Here is a 21,103-nt window from a genome sequence, read left to right on the forward strand (position 1 = left end):
TCGTTCGGGAAACGGCGGCGTGTCCCGGCACTTTCGTTCGGGAAACGGGCGCCTCCCCGCACACCTTCGGGGCCGAGACGGGAGCCGTCGTCGTCGCTTCCTAGACTGACCGCATGACCGCCACTCCCGCCCTGCCCCTGCTCGTGCTCAACGGCCCCAACCTGAACCTGCTCGGCACCCGCGAGCCCGAGGTCTACGGCACGGCCACCCTCGACGACGTCCGTGCGCTCACCGAGGCCCGCGCGGCCGAGCACGGGCTGACCGTGGACTTCCGACAGTCCAACCACGAGGGCGAGCTCATCGACTGGATCCAGGAGGCCCGCACCTCCCACGCGGGCGTCCTCATCAACCCCGCCGCGTACTCGCACACCTCCATCGCCATCCGGGACGCCCTCGCCGCCGTCGACCGGCCGATCGCCGAGGTGCACATCTCCAACGTCCACCGGCGCGAGGCGTTCCGGCACCACTCGCACGTCTCCGCCGTCGCCGACGTCGTGATCGCCGGGGCGGGAGTCCAGGGCTACGCCCTCGCCGTCGACTGGCTCGCCGCGGCTGTGCGCGGCTGAGCGCTGGTCAGGACCCGCCTGGCCGTGCCTAGGGTCGGTGGTACGAGCCGGTGGCCACATCAGGGCGCCGGCACCCGACGACGAAGGAGTCACGCCATGGGCACCCAGGATCCCCGCGCCCGTCTGCTCGAGAAGCTCGCGAAGGTGAACGTCTGCATGCTGACCACCGCTGAGCGGGACGGCACGCTCGTCACCCGCCCGATGGGCCTGCAACAGGCCGAGGACGGCGGCACGCTCTGGTTCCTCACGCGCGCCACCTCCGACGTCGCCGCGGACGCTCCGCAGCGCCCGGTCAACGTCGCCGTGCAGGACAAGGACTTCTGGGCCTCCCTCGCGGGCCACGGTCAGCTCGTCCGCGACGACGCGCGCAAGAAGGAGTTCTGGAACCCGGCCACCGAGGCCTTCTTCGGTGAGGGCTCGAGCCCCGAGGATCCGCAGATCGTGCTCGTGCGCGTGGACGTGCAGACCGCCCAGTTCTGGGAGTCCCCGGGCGCGGTGGCCACCGCCGTCGAGCTGGTCAAGGCCAAGGTCACCGGCGGGACCGCCGAGCCGGGCGACAGCGAGACCGTCCGCTTCTGACGGCGCTCCCCGACGCCGGCCCCGCGGCTTGCCCGAGGACGGGCCGGTGGGCGCCGCGCGCGGGGCCTCGGCAGGTCAGTCGACGTCCTCGGCCGCCAGCTGGCCGCATGCGCCGTCGATCTCCTTGCCACGGGTGTCGCGCAGGGTGGTGGGGATGCCGGCGGCGTTGAGCCGGTCCACGAACTCGCGCGTCACGTCCTTCTCCGAGGCGGTCCAGATGGAGCCCGGCGTCGGGTTCAGCGGGATCGGGTTCACGTGCACCCAGCCCTTGCCCCGGGCGTTGAGCTTCTTGGCCAGCAGGTCGGCGCGCCACGCGTGGTCATTCATGTCCTTGATGAGCGCGTACTCGATGGACACCCTGCGCCCGGTGGCCACGAAGTAGTCGTACGCGGCGTCGATCGCCTCGTCCGCCTTCCAGCGTGAGTTCACGGGGATCAGCTCGTCGCGCAGCTCGTCGTCCGGCGCATGCAGGGACAGCGCGAACGTCAGCGGCACGCCCTCCTCGGCCAGCTTCCGGATGGCCGGCACCAGGCCGACGGTGGACAGCGTGATGTTCCGCGCGGACATGCCCAGGCCCTCAGGCGAGGGGTCCACCATGCGGTGCACGGCGGCCATCACGCGCTTGTAGTTGGCCAGGGGCTCACCCATGCCCATGAACACGACGTTGGTGACGCGGTCGGCGTCGTGCCCGCCATCCTTGCGCTTGCCGCCCAGTCCGCCCTGGGCGATCACCTGGTTGGCCAGCACGATCTGCTCCACGATCTCCGCCGTGGACATGTTGCGGGTCAGCCCGGCCTGGCCCGTGGCGCAGAACGGGCAGTTCATCCCGCAGCCGGCCTGGCTGGACACGCACAGCGTCACGCGGCCGGGATACCGCATCAGCACGGACTCCACGAGCGCGCCGTCGAACAGCCGCCACAGGAACTTGATGGTGTCCCCGCGGTCGGTCTCCATGCGCCGGACCTCGGTGAGCAGCGGCGGGAAGAACGCCTCCGCGATCGCCTCCCGCTTGTCCTTGGGCAGGTCCGTCATCTGCTCCGGATCGGTGGTGTAGTGCTCGAAGTAGTGCACCGAGAGCTGCTTGGCGCGGAACGCCGGCAGCCCGATCTCCTTGGCCTTCTCCTGCCGCTCCTTCAGCGTGAGGTCGGCCAGGTGCGTGGGCGGCTGGGAGACGCGCGGCTGCTTGAACTGCAGCTGCGGTCGGCCGTCCGGGCCCATCGGCTGGGTCCAGCCCTCGGTCTTCGGCATCACCTGGGGGCGCTCGGCGGTGGCGGCCTCGCGGCGCTTGGGCGCGGAGAGCTGGTGGCCGACGCCGGCGCGGCGCATGCGCTCCCGGTCCTCGGCGAGCTGGCGCGCCTCGGACTCGTCGATCAGGCCGCGCTCGGGGCGGCCGAGGGCCGGCTTGCCGGCGCGGTCCCTCTGGCGGTTCGGGGTGGGCTTCGATCCGGGGCGGCGGGGCTGGTAGTCAGACATCGGCACCATTCTCCCAGACGGGGCGGACATCGCGGCGGGTCGCCTCCGCGACGACGGCGCCGCGCGGCTCCGGCATCCGGGACAGCCCGCGCAGGGCCCAGCCCACGACGACGCCGCGCACCGTCGCCGGCAGCGGCCGGTACACGGTGCGCGCCAGCCCCCAGAGGCGTGCCTCCCGGACGGAGTCCCGCCCGCTCCAGGACCAGCCGAGGCCGGCGCGCACGCGCCCCGGGAGGAGACCGGCGGTGACGAACCGGGCCAGGGGCATAGCCGCTCGCAGCGGCGCGGGGACGCCATGGCCGGAGAACAGGTCGGCGGCGACCCGCCGCGCGTCGTCCGTGACCTCGAGCCGGGCCACCCGGTCGTCCCAGTAGTCCGCGAACGCCGCGCGGTCGACCGGCCAGGCGGAGGCGGGGACCCCGAGGCTCGTGGCGAGCGGGGCGTACCCGCGGTAGAGGCGGTCGGCGTCCTCGGCGTCGAGGGCGCCCCACATCCGGCGGCGCACCTGCTCCCCCATCGCGTAGAGGGTGGCGGCCACCCAGAGCTGGGCGTCCGGGTCGGCGGCGTCGTAGGGCTGGCCTTCGGCGTCGACCCCGCGGACCGGGCGGTGCGCCGCCCGCACCCGGTCGACGACCGCGTCGCGCGCCGGCGCGGCCTCGGGGAGGGTGACCGCGTAGATGTAGGCGAGCGTGTGGCGGAGCCGGCGCATCGGGTCCTCGGTGAACCGGGAGTGGACGGCGACGCCGGCCCCCACCGGCCGGTGCGCCACCTGGAGCAGGATCGCCGCACCGGCGCCGGCGAGGATCACGGCCTCGCGGGCGAGGGCGGCCGCGGAGGTCGGGGCGGAGTGGCGGTCGGGGCGCATGGTCCCAGCCTCGCACCGGGCCGGGCGGAGGGGCAGGGGGCCGAGATGAACGGTGCCGTTCACCTTCTGTTCATCCTGCTGTTCGCCTGCCGCTCGTGGCACCTCGATCCGAAAACCGCATGATTGCGCTGATTTTGCGCCATCCAGGCATGTGTGGCGGAGTGCCTCAGGTCACGTTGGTGAACACGGAGTTGCACTCTGGGAGGAAATCTGTAAACTTGTTCACAAGCAGTTCACCTAGCGTTTACGGAACGCGAGGTCGGGACTCCACCGAACTCATCACCCGCGGCCCCGCCGCGACGATCCGCCGGACTCGTGGTCCGGCAACCGAAGGAGGTGCTCACCGTGAGCATCAACACGACCAGCCACCACCTGCCCACCGCCCCGAGCCCCCTCATGCAGCGCCACGTGCTCCAGCGCGTCGAGGAGACCCTCCTCCGCCGCTTCGAGGGCACCGTCACCGCCGAGACCGTCCGCTCGGTCGTCCGCGAGGTCGTCGCCGACCTCAAGCGCGGCGCCCGCATCACCACCTTCCTGCCGGCCCTCGCCGAGCGCGAGGCCACCCGCCGCCTCCAGGCCACGACGCCGGCCCACGAGGCCATGGCCGTCGCCGCCTGATCCCCCACACCGACGCGAAGACCCGTCGGCCCGCCCCGCGAGGGGCCGTGGCCGGCGGGTCTTCTCGCGTCCCAGACGCTTTCGTTCGGGAAACGGCGGGCCCCAGGACGCTTTCGTTCTGGAAACGGCGGGCCCCAGGACGCTTTCGTTCGAGAAACGGCGTCACCGCTCCTTGCTGACGAGGTCGACCGGCACGTCCGCTCCGGGGCGCCGTTCCATCGCCGCTCACGCGAATCCGGCGTGCGGCGCCGTTTCCCACACGAAAGCACCGCGACACGCCGCCGTTTCCCGAACGAAAGCGCGGGAGACCTCAGTCCTCGGCGACGCCCAGCGCTCGGCGCATCGGCAGGAACTTGGCCCGGATCTCCGTGACCTCCTCCTCGGGCACCGCTCCCGGGACCATCCCGCCCCCGGCCTGCAGCCGCACCCCGCCGGGCACCTGCTGGCCGCAGCGCAGTGCCAGGGCGATCTCGCCGTCGCCGTCCTGGTCCAGCCACCCGACCGGACCCGCATAGCGTCCGCGGTCCACGGGCTCGACCTCCGCGATCACCCGCACCGCGTCCGGCGTGGGGGTCCCGCCGACGGCCGCCGTCGGATGCAGCGCGGCCACCACGTCCAGCACGGTCCCCCGCCCGTCCCGCAGCCGACCGCGCACGGACGTGGCCAGGTGGTGCACGTTCGGCAGGGTCAGGACGGTGGGTGCGGGGTCGTCGTCGGCGAGGTCGACGACGGGCGCCAGCGCGTCCAGCACCGACCGCGCCGCCCAGCGATGCTCCTCCGCCAACCGCGGATCAGAGGCCAGCCGCTCCCGCAGCGCGGCGTCCTCCTCCTCGTCCGCGCCGCGCGGCATGGACCCCGCCAGCACCCGCGAGCCCACGAGCCCCGCGTGCCGCGTGGCGAGGACCTCGGGCGTAGCGCCCAGCAGCCCGCCGACGGCGAACACCCACGTCTGCGGGTACTCGCGGCGCAGGGCCCCGATCGCTCGCCACAGGTCGGCGTCGTCCGCGGGGACGGTCATCGTGCGGCTGATCACGACCTTCGCCAGCTCCCCGCCCGAGTCGGCCATCCGCGTCAGCAGCTCCCGCACGCCGGCCGCGTAGCCGGCGTCGTCCCAGGCGCGGTCGGCGACGTCGGCGGGCAGGGGCACCGCACCGTCGGCCAGCAGCCGGGCTGCACCGTCCGCGGCGACGGCGGCTGCGAGCGCGTCCGCGTCCACGTGCTGGGCCACGTCCCGCACGCCGGACGGCGTGGCGCGGCGCAGATCCGCGGGGATGCGCAGGACCGCGGGCTCGGGCGAGTCGTCGGCGAAGGTCGAGGAGATCCAGCCCCGCAGCGGGGCCGTCGCGTCCGGTCGCCCGGCGACGGCGGCCTGCCACAGCACGGAGAGCCGGCGGAGCCGGTCGGTGCCGTCCAGGAGCACGGTCCAGCCGCCCTCGCCCCGCCACGCGTCGTCCCCGTGCGCCCACAGCACCGCCCGGGCGAACGGGGGGACGGCGGCCTCGGGGGTCCCGGTCGCGGGGGTGCCGAGGTCCGGGAGCAGGGAGCGGACAGACATGGCCCCCATTCTCTCCCACCTCGGCGGACCCCCGCTCCGGGCCCGGGCCTCGGCCGCCACCCCGACGACGGCGGCGAGCGGCGTCGTCGTGCGCGGTGGGATCCCGCCAGGGCTTGCGCCGGCACACCCGCCGTCGCAGGGTGGGGGCACCTGTTCACCTCGCGTCCAGCCGACCGCCTTCCCCGGAGGACTCGCACCATGGCCCCCATCCCCCCGGACCCCCACGCCGATCACGCACCGGCGGTGGACGACATGCCGCTGGACACGCCGGCCGCGCCAGACACCCTCGCCGCGGTGGACCCCGTGCCGCACGGGATGGCCGCGCACGTGCTGGAGCGGGAGGTCGGGCCGCTGAGGGCGCGCTTCCCCGGCGTGGCCGACGAGGCGACGGTGCGTCAGCTCCTGTTCGACTCCTACGCCGAGCTCGCCGCGACGAGCCGCCACCCGGAGATGCTGCCGACCACCGCGGTGCAGCATGCCGCCTCGCGCCTGCGCGCAAGGGCGATCAACCAGGGCAGCATCGAGTCCCGCCACCCGCGCGTGCTGTTCGTCTGCCACGGCAACGCCGGCCGCTCGCAGATGGCCGCGGCCCTGCTCGAGAACCGCACCCACGGCGAGGTCAGGGCCCGCTCGGCCGGCACGGAGCCCGCCGGCGAGGTCATCTCCACCGCGTTCGAGGCGATGAACGAGATCGGCATCCCGCTGCACCACACGTACACCAAGGGTCTGGACCCGGACGTGCTCCGGGCCGCCGAGATCGTGGTGCTCTTCGACGGCGCGGATCCGTTCGAGATCCCCGAGGGCGCACAGGTGCAGAACTGGTCCGTGCCGTCGATCCGCGGCATGAGCCTCGAGCAGGTGCGCGGCGTGCGCGACGCCCTGGACCTGCAGGTCCGCGGTCTGATCGCCGATCTGGGGGAAGCCGCCGCCGCCCCGCTGCCGAGCGCGGACACCCGCGCCGGCTGACCCCTTGACCTATACCCCCCTGGGGTATAGAACAGGGGGTATGAGCACGGACAGCACGACGACGGCGCCCGCCGCCGCCTCGCCCCTCCCGTCCGCCGCGGCGGACGCCTGCGACGGCCACCGGCCCCCGCACCAAGTCCACCGGGACAAGGCGAAGCACCTGGCGCGACTGCGCCGCATCGAGGGGCAGGTGCGCGGCCTCCACCGCATGGTGGACGAGGACGTGTACTGCATCGACATCCTCACGCAGGTCGCCGCCGTCACGAAGGCGCTGCAGTCCCTCAGCCTGAACCTCACCTCGGAGCACCTGCGTCACTGCGTGGCCGAGGCCGCGGTGCAGGCCGAGGCGGAGGGCCGCACCGAGCTCATCGACGAGAAGGTCGCCGAGGCGACGGCCGCCCTCGGCCGCCTGCTGCGCTGACCGGCGCCGTCGCCCACCCACCACCGCACGAGGAGTTCGAGATGACCACCACCGACCTGAAGATCACCGGCATGACCTGCGGCCACTGCGTCGCCTCCGTCCGGGAGGAGCTCGGTGAGATCGCCGGCGTCTCCGCCGTGGACGTCGACCTGAACACCGGGGGCGTGTCCACCGCCACCGTCACCTCCGAGGGCCCCCTCGACCCCGCCGCCGCGCGCGCCGCCGTCGAGGAGGCCGGCTACACGCTGGTGGAGGCCTGACCCCATGACCCACCCCGCCTCCTCCACCCCGGCCGGCCCGCCGGACGAGACCACCCGCCGCGTCGACCTGGACGTCACCGGCATGACCTGCGCCTCGTGCGTGGGTCGCGTCGAACGCAAGCTGGGCAAGCTCGAGGGCGTCACGGCGTCCGTGAACCTGCCGCTCGAACAGGCCACCGTCACCGCGCCCGCCGGCGTGTCGGACGAGGAGCTCGTGGCCGCCGTCGAGAAGGCCGGGTACGGCGCCACGGTGCGCCGTCCCGCCCCGCCGGCCGGGCACGCGGGGCACGCCGGGCACGGCGGGCACGCGCACACCTCCGAGCACGGCGAGGGCCACGGCGAGGAGCACGCCGCGGACCATGACGGCGTGGACCACCACGACCACATGGCCCACGGGCCGAGCGAGGACGTGCTGAAGCCCCGCCTGATCGGCGCGGCCCTGCTGACCGTGCCGCTCGTGCTGATCTCCATGGTCCCGGCGCTGCAGTTCCCGCACTGGGGCTGGGTCGCGTTCGCCCTGGCGGCACCCGTGGCGCTGTGGGCGGCGTGGCCGTTCCACTCGGCGGCGTTCCGCGCGGCCCGGCACGGCTCGTCGACGATGGACACCCTCGTGTCCCTGGGCGTGCTCGTCTCCTTCTTCTTCTCGGCCGTGGAGCTGATCCTGGCGCCGGACATGACGGCCCACGTGGGCGGGACCATGGCGGAGATGGCCCACCACAGCCTGTACTTCGAGGCGGCCGCAGTCATCACCACGTTCCTGCTGCTGGGCCGCTGGCTCGAGGCCCGCGCCAAGCGTGAGGCCGGCGCCGCGCTGCGCGCGCTCCTGGACCTGGGCGCGGCCCGGGCCACCCTCTACGACCCCGAGACCCACGACGAGCGCACGGTGCCCGCCGAGTCCCTCGCGCCGGGCGACGTCGTGCTGATCCGCCCCGGCGAGAAGGTGCCCACGGACGCCGAGGTGCTCGAGGGCACCTCCGCCGTGGACGCCTCCCTGCTCACGGGCGAGTCCGTGCCCGTGGAGGTCGGCCCCGGGGACGCCCTCACCGGCGCCACCCTGAACACCTCGGGCCGGCTCGTGGCCCGCGCGACGCGCGTCGGCTCGGACACGACGCTCGCCCAGATGGGGCGGCTCGTCTCCGAGGCGCAGACCGGCAAGGCCCGCGTGGCCCGGCTGGCCGACCGGATCTCCGCCGTGTTCGTGCCGATCGTGCTCGGGATCGCCGTGCTGACCTTCGTGGTGTGGATGCTCGTGACCGGCGACCTGCCGTCCGCGCTGCGCGCCGGCGTGGCCGTGCTCGTGATCGCGTGCCCGTGCGCCCTCGGCCTGGCGACCCCGGTCGGCCTCCTGGCCGGCACCGGCCGCGCCTCGCAGCTGGGCATCCTCATCCGCGGCCCCGAGGTGCTCGAGGACTCGCGCACCGTGGACACGATCGTGCTGGACAAGACCGGCACCGTGACCGAGGGACGCATGGCGCTGGCGGACGTGCTCGTCCTCGACCCCGCTTTCGTGGCCGAAACGGGCGCCTCCCGGAGCGCTTTCGTTGACGAAACGGCGCCGGACCAGGCCGCCGACGTCCTGCTGACCCTGGCGGCCGCCGTCGAGCGCGGGTCCGAGCACCCGATCGCCCGCGCGATCGTGGCCGGCGCCGAGGAGCGTGGCCTGACCGTGCCCGGCGTGGCGGACTTCGCCTCCACGGCCGGCGGCGGCGTGTCCGGGCTGGTCGCCCTCCCCCACGACGACGGCGCACCCGGCTCCGGCGCGCACGGCGCCGCCGGCCCGGATCCGGTCCGCGTGGCCGTCGGCCGCGGCTCCGTCCTCGAGACCGCCCTCGACGGCGGCATCCTCGCCGAGCACCGGGCCGCGTTCGAGGCGGCGGAGCAGGCCGGCGCCACGGCCGTGTGGGTCGCGGTCGGCGGCCGCGTGGCGGGCGTCCTGTCCGTCCGGGACACCGTGAAGGACACCTCGGCGGACGCCATCGCCCGGCTCAAGGAGCTCGGCCTGCGCCCGCTGCTGGTGACCGGGGACAACGCCGCCGTCGCCACCCAGGTGGCGGCCGCCGTCGGGATCCCGGCCGAGGACGTGGTGGCCGGCGTGCGCCCCGAGGACAAGGTGGACGTGGTGACGCGCCTGCAGTCCGAGGGCGCCGTGGTGGCCATGGTGGGCGACGGCGTCAACGACGCCCCGGCGCTCGCCGCGGCGGACATGGGCATCGCCATGGGCTCGGGGACGGACGTGGCCCGCGAGGCCGCGCAGATCACCGTGATGGGCGACGACCTGCACCAGGTGGTCCAGGCGCTCGACCTGAGCCGCCGCACCCTGGGGATCATCCGGATGAACCTGTTCTGGGCGTTCCTCTACAACGTGCTCGGCATCCCGGTCGCGGCCCTGGGCCTGCTCAACCCGATGATCGCCGGCGGCGCGATGGCGGCCTCGAGCGTGCTCGTGGTGCTGAACTCGCTGCGGCTCACCCGCTACGCGCGCTGAGCCGGGGCGGGGCCGAGCGCGGGCCGGGTCCACCCCGGCCCGGCCGGCCGGTCAGGGCAGGCATTCGCGGGAGTACTCGAGCCACTGCTCGAGCTCCCCGGACTCCTCCCAGAGCTGGTAGAGCTCGGAGCAGGAGGGCTCGCGGATGACCACGCCGATCAGCTCGCGCAGGGTCTCGACGTCCTCGTCCGAGAACTGGTCGATGAAGGCGGTGAGGTCCACCTCGTCCGTCTCCGCGTGCTCGAGCAGGGCCTCGAGGTCCGCGTGGTCCTCGTTCCGGGCGATCCGCACGAGCGCCCCGAGGGTGAGGAGTGCGGCGCCCTGGCTCGCGGTCAGGTGGCCCTCGTCCTCGTCGCGACGGAAGTTCTTGCGGAACTCGTCCAGGTCGAAGGTGCCGTCGAGGACCTCGTCCACGATGTCCAGCGCGGTGTCGTTCTGGAAGACGTTTCTGCCCCATGCGCCCATGACCTGACCCTAGGCCCGGGGCGGGCCCCGGCAAGAGTCCTGTGGTGTCCCGCCGAGGGGTGCCGTCGCCTCCGCTTCCGGTGTCCGCGGCGGTTCCTAGACTGGGCGGCATGAGCACCGAGCCGACCCCCTCGTCCGCCACCCCCGAGACCGAGTCCGCCGCCGCGCCGTCGTCGTCCGGGCTGCCGCAGGCCGCCCCGCAGGCGGCGTGGCCCGAGCGCGTGGAGACCGGCGAGCACCAGGTGTCCTACCGGGCCACCGTGGCCGCGCCGGCGCACGAGCTGTGGGCGATGCTCGCGGACCCGCACCGCCATCACGAGGCGGACGGGTCCGGGACCGTGCGGCCGAAGGTGAGCGGGCCGCACCGGCTGGCCGTGGGCGACCGGTTCCGCGTGGCCATGCGGAAGTACGGGGTGCCGTACACGATGACGCTGACCGCCACCGCCGTGGACGAGGACGAGCTCGTGGAGTGGGCCCACCCGGGCGGACACCGGTGGCGCTGGGCGTTCCAGGACAACGGGGACGGCACCACCGAGGTCACCGAGACCTTCGACTACTCGTGGGCCCGGCCGGCCGTGCGCCGCGCGTACGAGCTGCTGCGCGTGCCGGCGGACAACGGGCGGGGCATCCAGTCGAGCCTCACGCGGCTGGCGGGCCGCCACCTCTGAACCGACCGCGTCTCCGCACTTTCGTTCGGGAAACGGCGGCGTGTCGGCGCACTTTCGTGCGGGAAAAGGTCAGCCCTCGCGCCGTTTCCCGAACGAAAACGCGCTGACGACCGCCGTTTCCCGAACGAAAGCGGGGGGGTGCGGGGGTCAGACGGCGGACCAGTGGGTCGCGGCCGGCGGCTGCGCCAGGTGCGGGGTGACGAGCGCACGCCACGCGAGGAACGCGTCGGACTCGCGGAAGGCCACGGTGTGGTCCTCGAGCGTGCGCCAGCCGATCAGCAGCCGGTAGCGCGCCGGGTCCTCCACCTGCCGGGACAGTGCGAAGGACGTCGCGCCCTTGTCCCGGAACAGCGGCTCGGCCTCGGCGACGGCGGCCTCGAACGCCGCCTCCGCCCCCGCGGCCACGTGCAGCTCCACCGACTCGACGACCGGCCCGGCCGTCGTCGCGTCCTGCCCGGCGCTCACGCGTGCACCCGCGGGCTCGTGGAGTGGCCGGTGAACCAGGCGACGAGCTGGCCGTCCGCCTCGATGCCGACCTCGATCATGCGGTCGCGGCCGAACTCCACCGACTGGCGGGCGGTCGCCACGAGGTGCGCGCCGAGCCTGGCGGGCGCCACGTAGGTGATCTCGGCGCGCCGGGTGACGGGGGCGGCGCCGAAGGTCGCCACGCAGTACGCCAGCGCCGAGTCCGCGAGGTGGAACAGGAAGCCGCCGTGGCAGATCTCGTGGGAGTTCACCATGTCCGCGGTGACGTCGCGGTGCAGCACCACGCGCCCCTCGGCCACCTCGCCGAGGGTGACGCCGTGCTCGCGCACCGCGGGGTCGTTCGCGTAGATCTCCTCGAGGCGGGCGAGGATCTCGTCCCGGCTCTGGCCGGACGAGCTCTGGGGGGTCTCAGTCATGGGCCCATTGTGTCGCAGGTCTGTGTCGCAGGTCGCGCCGCCCCGCGCCTAGGTGTTGTGGGTCATGAGGTTCTTGACATGGGTACCGGGCTGAGATGAGACGAGTGGGCCTCTCCCGCAGGATGGAAGTTCCTACACCACCGACCTGCCAGAAGAGACCCGCTCATGACTCACGCTAACGCACCCCTGACTCCCACCGGCCGTCTCAGGATGGTCCACCGCCACCTGCACGACGGGATCCCGCAGGCGCACGTGGCCGCCGAGTTCCGGGTGAGCCGGCCCACGGTGGCCACTTGGGTCGCCCGCTACCGCGCCCAGGGAGAAGCCGGCCTTCAGGACCTGCCCAGCCGGCCGCACCGTTCACCTGCCCAGCTCGATCCGGTCTTGGTCGCCCAGATCCACGCCCTGCGGCGGGAGCGCAAGTGGTCCGCACGGCGCATCCATCACTACCTCGTCTCCGAGGGCCACCGGGTGTGTCTTCGTACCGTGGGACGGTGGCTGCACCGACTCGGGATCTCCCGCCTACGGGACCTGACCCCGGCCGGAGAAGACCTGCGCCAACGACCCCAGAAGATCACCGCGAGAGGGCCGGGGCACATGGTGCACCTGGACGTGAAGAAGATCGGGAAGATCCCAGACGGGGGCGGCTGGCGCACCCACGGACGTGAAAGTGAAGCAGGCCGTGCTTCCAAGCGCGGGCCTGGCCGGCGGGTCGGGTACACCTATCTGCACTCGGCGATCGACGGGTTCACCCGGCTGGCCTACACCGAGGCGTTGGAGGACGAGCGGGCGGCCACGACCGTGAGCTTCTACTGCCGGGCGAGGGCGTTCTTCGCCGCCCACGGCATCACCGTGGACCGGGTGATCACGGACAACGGAAACAACTACCGGGCTGCGGACTTCACCGCCAAGGTGGTCTCGCTCGGGGGCCGGCACCACCGGATCCGCCCCTACACCCCGCGCCATAACGGGAAGGTGGAGAGGTACAACCGGCTGATGGTCGATGAGGTCCTCTACGCCCGCCCGTATACCTCAGAGACAGCTCGGCGTGAGGCGCTGGCCGTGTGGGTGAACCACTACAACTACCATCGGCCTCATACCTCCTGCGGGAACGCCCCGCCGGCCTCGTTGGCACCGGCCCGAGTCAACAACGTCATGCCCTCCTACACCTAGGCTGGCCCGCGTGAACCCCCTGCGCCGCCTCGACCAGTGGACGCGCCTGCACCCCGTGCGCACCGACGTGATGGCCGCCGCGGCACTGTTCACCGTGCTCGTGGCGCTGCCGTGGATCGCGCTCGGGCCGATGGTCGCCCCGGACCCCCAGGGCCGGCAGACGGCCGTCTCCCTCCTGGCCGGGGCCGGCATGGTCCTGCCGTGGGCCGTGCGTCGGGTGCGCCCGGTGGCCTCGGCCGCCGTCGTGACGGCCGCGGCCGTCCTGCACCTGCTCGCCGGGCCCGAGTTCAGCCTGTCCCTGCTGATGGTGCCGCTCACCGTCTACAACCTCGCCGCGAACGCGCCCCGGAGCGTCTCCGTGGCCGGGCTCCTCCTGGGGCTGGTCGGCGGCGTGGCCAACGGGGTGAAGGTGTGGCTGTTCCCGGCGCAGTTCGTCACCCCCGACGGCCTCACCGTCCGCTCCCCCGCGGAGCCGCTGGCCATGGTCATCATGGCGATCGGCTGCGGGCTCGTGGTGCTCACCGCGTGGGCGTTCGGCGACGTCGTGCGCAACCGCCGCCTCGCCGTGCGCGCCCTCGAGGACCGCGCCCACCGCCTCGAGGTGCAGTCCCGGCAGGAGCGCGAGCTCGCCGCCGCCGACGAGCGCAGCCACATCGCCCGGGAGATGCACGACATCGTCGCCCACTCCCTGCAGGTGGTCATCTCCCAGGCCGACGGCGCCCGGTACGCCGCCGCCGCCAAGCCCGCGCTCGCGGTCACCGCGCTCGAGACCATCGGCCAGACCGGCCGCTCCGCGCTCGCGGACATGCGCCAGCTGCTCGGCGTGCTCCGCGAGACCGGCGAGACCGTGGCCGGGGTGCCCGGCGTGACGGACGACGACGCCCGCCGTCCCGCCGCCGTCGTCGCCTCCCCCGACGGCCGCGGCACCCGCCTACCCCCGGGCCGCCGACCCCAGCCGCGGCTCGCGGACCTGCCCGCGCTCGTGGAGACGATGCGGCTGTCCGGACTCGAGGTGTCCCTGCTGGAGACCGACACGCCCCGCCGTGCGCTGCCGGCGGGCGGTGAGCTGGCCGCGTACCGGATCGTGCAGGAGGCGCTCACCAACACGCTGCGCCACGGCGGGCCGGACGCGGACGCGTTCGCCACGCTCGCCTGGACGGCGCGCGGCCTGGACCTGCAGATCGACGACGACGGCTGCGGCGCCGCCGCCGACCCCGCCACCCGGGGAAGCGGCCAGGGTCTGCGGGGGGCCGCCGAGCGGGCGGCCCTGTTCGGCGGGACGCTCGAGACGGGGCCGCGCGTCGGGACCGGGTACCGCGTGTCCGCCCACCTGCCGTACTCGGCGGTGTGAGGGGTGGCCGCCCCCGCCCGACTTGAGAGGATGACCCCATGAGCTCCGAGGAGACCGCCCCCGTCCGCGTGGCCCTGGTGGACGACCAGGCGTTGATCCGGTCCGGGCTGGCCATGCTCGTGGACTCGCAGCCGGACCTGACGGTCGTGGCGGAGGCGGGCAGCGGGCGCGAGGCGGTGGCGTCGGTGTCCGTGGCGGGCGCCGACGTCGTGCTGATGGACGTGCGCATGCCGGAGATGGACGGCATCGAGGCCACCCGCGCGCTGCTGCGCCGGCCGGACGCCCCGCGCGTCGTGGTGCTGACCACCTTCGACCTGGACGAGTACGCCTTCGACGCGATCGAGGCGGGCGCCAGCGGCTTCCTGCTCAAGGACGCCCCGCCCGAGGAGCTGCTCGCCGCGATCCGCACGGTGCACCGGGGCGACGCCGTGATCGCCCCGTCCACGACGCGCCGGCTCCTGACGCACATGGCCCCGCGTCTGCGCTCGGACCAGGTCCGCAGCGCCGAGTGCGAGGAGCAGCAGGCGGCCGTGGCGTCGCTGACCCCGCGCGAGCACGAGGTGCTGGTGCTCATGGCGCAGGGCGCCGCGAATCTGGAGATCGCCGCCGAGCTCGTGCTCTCCGAGGCCACGGTGAAGACGCACGTCGGCCGGGTGCTGGCCAAGCTCGGCGCCCGCGACCGCGTGCAGGCCGTGCTCATCGCCCACCGCGCGGGCCTCGTGCAGTTCTGACCCGCCGTTCCGGCACGCCCTGCAGCCCCCGCCCTAGCCCCTGCCCCACCCCTCGTCGAGGCCCGCAGACACGCCGCTACGCCGTCGTCGTAGCGGCGTGTCTGCGGGCCTCAACGGCCGGCCTCGACGGTCGGCCGGGGCGGTCGGCCGGGGCGGCGGGGCCCTTCCCTGAGCCACTCCCCAGGCGCCTGCCAGCACAATCACAGGTCATACCTGGGTATGAGTCGGACGCCCCGAGGTTCATCCTCATGGCCCTGCCGGTGCGCCCACCCCCTCCGCGATGCTGGACGCAGGCCCCGCAGCGGGTCCGCCGCCGGGGTGCACGCGCCGATGGCCGCCCCGGCCCGACGCGCACTGGAGGAGAGGCACCATGACCGGCAGCATCCTGGACCACCCCACCCCGACGACGTCCCGCGCCTCCGACCCAGCCGCCGAGCAGGCGCAGCGGGACAGTGAATGCGTGGCCTTCTTCGTGGCGCTGGTGACGGCCGCCGTCGTGATGCTGGGCCTGAGCCTGTTCACGGGGGTCGAGGGGCTGCTCCGCCTGGCGCTCACCGCGGGCGCCGGCCTGCTCGCCGGCGCCGTCGCGTGGGCCACCGCCCGCCCCGTCCTGGAGGACGACGCCCCGGGCGACTGACCCGGCCGCGCCCTCAGGGCCGCAGGCCGCGCAGGTACGTGTCCAGCAGCCAGCCCCGCTGGTCCGGGCCGTGGCCCAGCAGCGCGCACTCCGGCGACCGGGTGACCATGAGCAGGCCGAACAGGTAGTCCGCCCCGGTCACGTCCGGGCCCACGAGCCCGGCCCGCCGCGCCTCGGCCACCACCTGGTCCGCGAGCTCGAGGATCACACGCTCGGCCTCGGCGATGAGGGCCTCGGGCGGCCGGTCGGCGGGGTCGAAGTCGTCCCGGGCCGCCGCGAGCGAGGCCAGGTTCACGGCCCCCAGGTCCTCCGCGAGCCTCCGCCACCGCGCCTCGGTCCCACCGCCGTGCCCGTCCCCGCCCACCCCGTCGAGGAAGGCCTGCAGGATCCCCCCGGTGCGGGCCACGACGTCCTCGAGCACGGCGTCCAGCAGATCCCGACGCGTGGGGAAGTGCCGGTACAGCGTCCCCACGCCGACCCCGGCCTCCTGCGCCACCCCGCGCAGGGACATCGCCGCCCCCTGGGTGGCGATGAGACGGCCGGCGGCCGCCAGCAGGTCCTGGCGGTTGGCGCGGGCGTTGGCTCTCATGTCCCCATCATCCCACTCCACCCCGCACCGCCCGGCGGCGGGGACTTGACGCCCTCGGGCCCACGCCCCGGTGGCCCGCCTCATCCCCAGGCATGACCCGCCGCCGACGGAGGTGGTCCCCTCCTCCGATCCGCTCCGCCGGGTCCGGGCGGGAGAGTGGCCGCCATGGACACCGCTTCCTCCGCACACCCCGCCTCCCCCACGACCGCCGGCCCCGTCGCGCCGGGGCCGGGCACGCCGTCGTCGTCCGCCACCACGACGACGGCGCCCGCCGTCTGCGCCCGCGGCCTCACCCGCGCCTACGGGCGCGGTGACGCGCAGGTGCACGCCCTGCGCGGGGTGGACGTGGACTTCGCCTCGGGCGCGTTCACCGCGATCATGGGGCCCTCGGGCTCGGGCAAGTCGACGCTCATGCACTGCCTGGCCGGGCTGGACGCGCCGACCTCGGGCTCCGTGAGGATCGGCGGCACCGAGATCACCGGGCTGGACGACACCGCCCTGACCCGGCTGCGTCGCGACCGCGTGGGCTTCGTGTTCCAGGCCTTCAACCTCGTGCCCACGCTCACGGCCGAACAGAACATCGTGCTGCCGCTCGAGCTGGCCGGCCGCACCCCGGACCGCGCCTGGCTGGACGAGATCACCCGGGCACTGGGCCTCGCGGACCGGCTGGGCCACCGCCCGCACGAGCTCTCGGGCGGTCAGCAGCAGCGCGTCGCCGTCGCCCGCGCCCTGCTCACCCGACCGGACGTCGTGTTCGGGGACGAGCCCACCGGCAACCTGGACACCGCCACCTCCACCGAGGTGCTCGGCCTGCTGCGCCGGTCCGCGCGGGAGATGGGCCAGACCGTCATCATGGTCACCCACGACCCCGTGGCCGCCTCCGCCGCCGACCGCGTCGTGCTGCTCGCGGACGGCCGCCTGGCCGGTGAGCTCGTGGACCCCACCGTCGAGTCCGTCACCGCGGCCCTGACCGCCCTGTCCGCCCCGGCCGAGGGCGGGGTGCGCTGACCGTGTGGACCGTCGCCCTCTCCCAGCTGCGCACCCAGCCGCGCCGCTACGTCTCCCTGGTGCTGGCCATCCTGATCGGCACCCTGTTCCTCGCGGCCTCCTTCCTCGTCTCCTCGACGGCGCAGGCCACCCTGCGCGCCACGCTCGGCAGCACCTACGCCGACGCCGACCTCGTGGTCCTGCCGGGCGGGTCCAAGGACATCTCCGACCTCGCCGGCACCTCCGCCGAGCCCGGCCCGCTGGCCCGCCTGGACGGCGTCGAGGAGGCGTACGCCCTGCGGATGGCGTGGGCGACGGCCCGCGCCGCGGACGCCGAGTTCGGCACCACGGTAATGCCCCTGCCCCGCGACCCGGCCCTGGCGGGCCTGACCGTGACCGCCGGCGCCCTGCCCGCCGCCGACGACGCCCGCGGCGTCACCCTCGACACGCAGACCGCGGACCGGCACGGAGTGGCCGTGGGCGACGTCGTCACGCTGGCGAGCGAGTCCGGGCCCGCCCCGGCCACCACGCCGGTGGACGCGGTGGTCACGGGCCTGACCCAGCCCTCCCCCGACCCGATGCTCTCCGGGCAGGCACAGGTGTGGGCCTCACCCGCGGCGCTGACCGCGGTGCAGGGCCAGGACGGGGAGGCCGGGTTCACCCCCCACCTGCTGCTGCGCCTGGCCGACGGAGCGGACGTCCCCGCCGTCGCCGAGGCCGCCCGCGCCGAGGCCACCGCGGCCGGGGTGGACGTCGACGTCGCGACCCCGGACGAGGCCGTGCGCTCGGCGGTGACGCAGCTGAGCGGCGGCACCGACCTGCTGGGCTGGGTGCTCGGCGGCTTCGCGGCGCTGGCCCTGCTGGTGACCGCGCTGGTCATCGCGAACACCTTCCAGGTGCTCGTGGCCCAGCGCACCCGTGACCTCGCGCTGCTGCGCACCATCGGCGCGACAACGGCCCAGGTGCGGGCCTCCGTGCTGACCGAGGCCGCCGTCGTGGGCGTGGTGGGCTCCGTGCTGGGCGCCGGGCTCGCCGTGGCGATCGTGGCCGGCGTGGCCGCGGCCGCCCGCGAGATGCTGGACCTGCCGTTCCTCACGTTCGGTCTGCACCCGGCCGGGCTCGCCGTCTCGGTGGCCGTGGGTGTGGCGGTGACGGTCCTGGCCGCGCTGGCCCCCGCGGTGGCCGCGACGCGCGTCGCCCCGCTCGAGGCCCTGCGGCCCAAGGACGAGGTGACCGCCGGATCGCGCGGCGGCCGGGTCCGCACGGCGATCGGGCTGGTGCTGGCCGTCGGCGGCACCGCGCTCATGCTGGGGGGTGTGTCCGTCCGGGAGCCGGTCTCAGCGATCGGCGGCGGCGCGCTGTCCTTCGTGGGCGTGCTCCTGCTGGCACGGCTGTTCGTGCCCGCCGCGGTGCGGGGGGCGGCCGTGCTGGCGCGTCCGGCCGGCGTCCCCGGGCACCTGGCCGGGCTGAACGCGGTGCGCCACCGGTCCCGGACCGCTGCCACCGCCGCGGCCCTGCTCGTGGGCACCACCCTCGTGGCGCTGTTCCTCACCGGCGGGCGCACCGCCCAGGAGCAGACGGCCCTCGCCCTGGACACCGCCTACCCGGTGGACCTCGTGGTGCAGCTGCCCGCCGACGCGGACCCGGCCCACGCGGCCGAGGCCGTCGCCGCGACGGCGGACGTGCAGGCGGTGGCCCTGGCCACCCCGGTGGGCGCCACGGAGAACGGGTCCCCCGTGCTGGCGACGCCGGCCGCGGACCTGCGCGCCGTCGTCGCGCGCCTGCCCGAGGCCGTGACCGGCCTCGGCGACCCCGGCACGGCGCTCGTGCCCGACTGGGTCGACACGGATCAGGTCCGCGCTGAGGTGGCGGGGGCCGCGCGGACGTTCGTCCCGGTGCGCGCCGGCTCGCTGAGCTCCGGCGTGTACGTGGCGGCCGAGCCGCTGCGCGAGGCCGGGTGGGACGGGACCGCGGACGCCGCCGTGCCGGGCCAGCTGCTCATCGCGCTCGACCCCGGTGTCCCCGTCGACCGCCTGCAGGGCCTGAGCGAGGACGTGACCCGGGCCGCGGGCGCCGGGGCGGCCGTGATCGACGGCGGGGCCGGCGAGCGCGCGCTCTACGCCCGGATCATCGACGCGATGCTCGGGATCGTGGTGGCGCTGCTGGCGGTGTCCGTGCTGATCGCGCTGATCGGCGTGGCGAACACGCTGAGCCTGTCCGTAATCGAGCGGACGCGCGAGAACGCGCTGCTGCGGGCCCTCGGCCTGACGCGAGGCGGACTGCGCGGGGCGATCGCGATCGAGGCCGTGCTGATCGCGGCCGTGGCCGCCGTGCTGGGCTGCGCCCTCGGGGTGTGCTACGGCTGGGCGGGGGCGCAGCTGGTCCTCGCCGACCTCTCCGCGACCGCGGGCGCCGGGACCGCGGTGCGCCCGGCCGTGCCGTGGCTCGAGCTCGGGCTGGTGGTGGCCGTGGCGGCGCTGGCCGGCCTGGCGGCGTCGCTGCTGCCCGCGCGTCGGGCGGCCCGGCTGAGCCCCGTGGCGGGCCTGGCCGCGGTGTGAGCGAGCGGGGCGCGGTGTGAGCGGGCGGGCCACGGTGTGAGCCGGGCCACGCCACGGCCCTCACTCGCGCGCTGCCCGGCGGCCGGCGTCGTCGTCGACCGTCCGGAATCGTCTGCGGAACTGACCCTTCTGGGGGGTCTGATCCCGCCTCAGAAGGGTCAGTTCCGCAGACGATTCGCCGGGGCCGAGCCGGGGGCGCCCGCGGCCCTGCGGCCGTCGGAACGGCGGTAGGCCATCGCGAGCACGGCCCCGGAGAGGTTGTGCCAGATCGAGAACACGGCGCCCGGCAGGGCTGCCGCCGGCGAGATGTACTGCGCGGCGAGGCCCGCGGCCAGGCCCGAGTTCTGCATGCCGACCTCGATCGAGACCGTGCGCGCCACGGGCGTGGGCAGCCGGAACAGCTTCGCCGCGCCGTAGCCGAGCAGGTAGCCGAGCCCGTTGTGCAGCACCACCGCTGCGAACACCAGCAGGCCCGCCGACAGCACGCGGGAGGCGCTGTTGCCGACGACGGCGGCCACCACCAGCGCGATGAACACCACCGAGACCCACGGCAGGGCGGGCAGCACGCGGTCGACGACGCGGCGCAGCAGCAGGCGCACGACGAGTCCGCCTAGGACCGGCAGGAGCACGATGTTCACGATGGACTTGGCCATGGCGCCGCCGTCGACGGCCATGTACTGGCCGGCCAGCCACAGGGTGAGCAGCGGCGTGAGCAGCGGGGCCAGGAGCGTGGACACGGAGGTCATGGCCACGGAGAGGGCGGTGTCGGCGCGGGCGAGGTAGCTGACCACGTTCGAGGACGTGCCGCCCGGGGCCGAGCCCACGAGGATCACGCCCGCCGCGAGCTCGGGCGGCAGCTGGAGCACGACGGCGACGCCGAGCCCCAGCAGCGGCATGATCGCGTACTGCGCCACCACGCCCAGCAGCACGGGCAGCGGCCGGCGGGCGACGAGGCCGAAGTCCGGAAGGGTCAGCGTCAGGCCCATGCCGAACATGATGATCCCGAGGAACAGGTTGACCTGGGGCAGCAGCGTCTTCGCGGCGGTCGGGGCGAGGAAGCCCACGAGCGCGGCGGCGAGCACCAGCAGCGGGAAGACGGTGACGGCGATGCGGGCGGAGCGGTCTTCCGCGCGGCGGGCGTCGGTGGGGGCGGGATCCGGTGCGGTCATCCCGTCATGGTAAGAGCGGGGCCGCGGTGCGTCGTCGCGTGACGCGGCGCCGTCGTCGGCCTTCCGGAATCTTCTGCGCCCCTGA

At 74.7% G+C, this 21,103-nt stretch carries 22 protein-coding genes; 14 read left to right on the plus strand and 8 right to left on the minus strand.

The window, feature by feature from the left end:
• Positions 1-113: 113 nt before the first annotated feature.
• Both aroQ and O3T09_RS09020 read left to right on the plus strand, forming a co-directional pair.
• Positions 114-566, plus strand: coding sequence for a type II 3-dehydroquinate dehydratase (gene aroQ / locus O3T09_RS09015; protein WP_100058711.1), 453 nt, complete (start codon positions 114-116; stop codon positions 564-566).
• A 96-nt stretch (positions 567-662) separates the two neighbouring features.
• Positions 663-1,145 (plus strand): pyridoxamine 5'-phosphate oxidase family protein, encoded by a 483-nt coding sequence (locus O3T09_RS09020; RefSeq protein ID WP_044659290.1) that lies wholly within the window; start codon positions 663-665, stop codon positions 1,143-1,145.
• A 75-nt stretch (positions 1,146-1,220) separates the two neighbouring features.
• Here the strand turns inward: O3T09_RS09020 and rlmN are convergent, their stop codons facing one another.
• Together rlmN and O3T09_RS09030 are read right to left on the minus strand one after the other, a co-directional pair.
• A complete protein-coding gene (gene rlmN / locus O3T09_RS09025; RefSeq protein WP_069941386.1) occupies positions 1,221-2,618 on the minus strand; it encodes a 23S rRNA (adenine(2503)-C(2))-methyltransferase RlmN in 1,398 nt (465 codons plus the stop codon).
• A complete protein-coding gene (locus tag O3T09_RS09030) occupies positions 2,611-3,483 on the minus strand; it encodes an oxygenase MpaB family protein (RefSeq protein WP_144819168.1) in 873 nt (290 codons plus the stop codon). Before O3T09_RS09030 ends, rlmN begins: the two co-directional genes overlap by 8 nt.
• Positions 3,484-3,828: 345 nt before the next feature.
• On the opposite strand from O3T09_RS09030, the gene O3T09_RS09035 reads away from it, so the two are divergent.
• Positions 3,829-4,101, plus strand: coding sequence for a three-helix bundle dimerization domain-containing protein (locus tag O3T09_RS09035; RefSeq protein WP_223247481.1), 273 nt, complete (start codon positions 3,829-3,831; stop codon positions 4,099-4,101).
• Positions 4,102-4,411: 310 nt separating this feature from the next.
• Here the strand turns inward: O3T09_RS09035 and O3T09_RS09040 are convergent, their stop codons facing one another.
• On the minus strand, positions 4,412-5,656 hold the full coding sequence (locus O3T09_RS09040) for an isochorismate synthase (protein ID WP_102708757.1): 1,245 nt from the start codon (positions 5,654-5,656) through the stop codon (positions 4,412-4,414).
• A 198-nt stretch (positions 5,657-5,854) separates the two neighbouring features.
• Between O3T09_RS09040 and O3T09_RS09045 the strand changes: the two genes are divergently transcribed.
• From O3T09_RS09045 to O3T09_RS09060, 4 genes are read left to right on the plus strand one after another with little or no spacing between them, the layout of a single operon-like run.
• Positions 5,855-6,622 carry an arsenate-mycothiol transferase ArsC gene (locus O3T09_RS09045; protein WP_102708756.1) on the plus strand — a complete coding sequence of 256 codons (768 nt, stop codon included), beginning with the start codon at positions 5,855-5,857 and terminating at the stop codon, positions 6,620-6,622.
• Positions 6,623-6,662: 40 nt separating this feature from the next.
• Positions 6,663-7,043, plus strand: a complete 381-nt coding sequence (locus tag O3T09_RS09050) for a metal-sensitive transcriptional regulator (protein ID WP_100058590.1) — start codon at positions 6,663-6,665, stop codon at positions 7,041-7,043.
• Between the two features lie 41 nt (positions 7,044-7,084).
• Positions 7,085-7,303 (plus strand): heavy-metal-associated domain-containing protein, encoded by a 219-nt coding sequence (locus tag O3T09_RS09055; RefSeq protein WP_100058589.1) that lies wholly within the window; start codon positions 7,085-7,087, stop codon positions 7,301-7,303.
• Between the two features lie 4 nt (positions 7,304-7,307).
• Entirely contained in the window at positions 7,308-9,788 is a 2,481-nt protein-coding gene (locus O3T09_RS09060; RefSeq protein WP_144819169.1) for a heavy metal translocating P-type ATPase, read from the plus strand.
• Positions 9,789-9,839: 51 nt separating this feature from the next.
• On the opposite strand, the gene O3T09_RS09065 is transcribed toward O3T09_RS09060, so the two are convergent.
• A complete protein-coding gene (locus O3T09_RS09065; RefSeq protein ID WP_036316745.1) occupies positions 9,840-10,253 on the minus strand; it encodes a DUF4259 domain-containing protein in 414 nt (137 codons plus the stop codon).
• 110 nt (positions 10,254-10,363) lie between these two features.
• Between O3T09_RS09065 and O3T09_RS09070 the strand changes: the two genes are divergently transcribed.
• Positions 10,364-10,921 carry an SRPBCC family protein gene (locus O3T09_RS09070; RefSeq protein ID WP_144819170.1) on the plus strand — a complete coding sequence of 186 codons (558 nt, stop codon included), beginning with the start codon at positions 10,364-10,366 and terminating at the stop codon, positions 10,919-10,921.
• 147 nt (positions 10,922-11,068) lie between these two features.
• Here O3T09_RS09070 and O3T09_RS09075 read toward each other — a convergent pair whose 3' ends face one another.
• Positions 11,069-11,386, minus strand: coding sequence for a putative quinol monooxygenase (locus tag O3T09_RS09075; protein WP_020624654.1), 318 nt, complete (start codon positions 11,384-11,386; stop codon positions 11,069-11,071).
• Positions 11,383-11,823, minus strand: a complete 441-nt coding sequence (locus O3T09_RS09080; protein ID WP_020624653.1) for a hotdog fold thioesterase — start codon at positions 11,821-11,823, stop codon at positions 11,383-11,385. Before O3T09_RS09080 ends, O3T09_RS09075 begins: the two co-directional genes overlap by 4 nt.
• A gap of 165 nt (positions 11,824-11,988) precedes the next feature.
• Between O3T09_RS09080 and O3T09_RS09085 the strand changes: the two genes are divergently transcribed.
• From O3T09_RS09085 to O3T09_RS09100, 4 genes are all read left to right on the plus strand, one after another.
• On the plus strand, positions 11,989-12,996 hold the full coding sequence (locus O3T09_RS09085) for an IS481 family transposase (RefSeq protein WP_043279157.1): 1,008 nt from the start codon (positions 11,989-11,991) through the stop codon (positions 12,994-12,996).
• Between the two features lie 10 nt (positions 12,997-13,006).
• Entirely contained in the window at positions 13,007-14,347 is a 1,341-nt protein-coding gene (locus tag O3T09_RS09090) for a sensor histidine kinase (RefSeq protein ID WP_043280158.1), read from the plus strand.
• Positions 14,348-14,385: 38 nt separating this feature from the next.
• Positions 14,386-15,078 (plus strand): response regulator, encoded by a 693-nt coding sequence (locus O3T09_RS09095; protein ID WP_020625618.1) that lies wholly within the window; start codon positions 14,386-14,388, stop codon positions 15,076-15,078.
• Between the two features lie 370 nt (positions 15,079-15,448).
• A complete protein-coding gene (locus tag O3T09_RS09100; RefSeq protein ID WP_020625619.1) occupies positions 15,449-15,715 on the plus strand; it encodes a hypothetical protein in 267 nt (88 codons plus the stop codon).
• Positions 15,716-15,728: 13 nt separating this feature from the next.
• Here O3T09_RS09100 and O3T09_RS09105 read toward each other — a convergent pair whose 3' ends face one another.
• Positions 15,729-16,304 carry a TetR/AcrR family transcriptional regulator gene (locus O3T09_RS09105; RefSeq protein WP_020625620.1) on the minus strand — a complete coding sequence of 192 codons (576 nt, stop codon included), beginning with the start codon at positions 16,302-16,304 and terminating at the stop codon, positions 15,729-15,731.
• Between the two features lie 165 nt (positions 16,305-16,469).
• Here O3T09_RS09105 and O3T09_RS09110 point away from each other — a divergent pair, with 165 nt between their 5' ends.
• Positions 16,470-17,312: an ABC transporter ATP-binding protein gene (locus O3T09_RS09110; RefSeq protein WP_020625621.1), complete on the plus strand. Its 843-nt coding sequence runs from the start codon at positions 16,470-16,472 to the stop codon at positions 17,310-17,312.
• Positions 17,313-17,314: 2 nt separating this feature from the next.
• A complete protein-coding gene (locus O3T09_RS09115; protein ID WP_020625622.1) occupies positions 17,315-19,849 on the plus strand; it encodes an FtsX-like permease family protein in 2,535 nt (844 codons plus the stop codon).
• 158 nt (positions 19,850-20,007) lie between these two features.
• Here the strand turns inward: O3T09_RS09115 and O3T09_RS09120 are convergent, their stop codons facing one another.
• Positions 20,008-21,018, minus strand: a complete 1,011-nt coding sequence (locus O3T09_RS09120; RefSeq protein ID WP_020625623.1) for a bile acid:sodium symporter family protein — start codon at positions 21,016-21,018, stop codon at positions 20,008-20,010.
• Positions 21,019-21,103: the final 85 nt, after the last annotated feature.

The organism is Micrococcus sp. H39-S4 (assembly GCF_027158145.1).
Classification (GTDB): domain Bacteria; phylum Actinomycetota; class Actinomycetes; order Actinomycetales; family Micrococcaceae; genus Micrococcus; species Micrococcus luteus.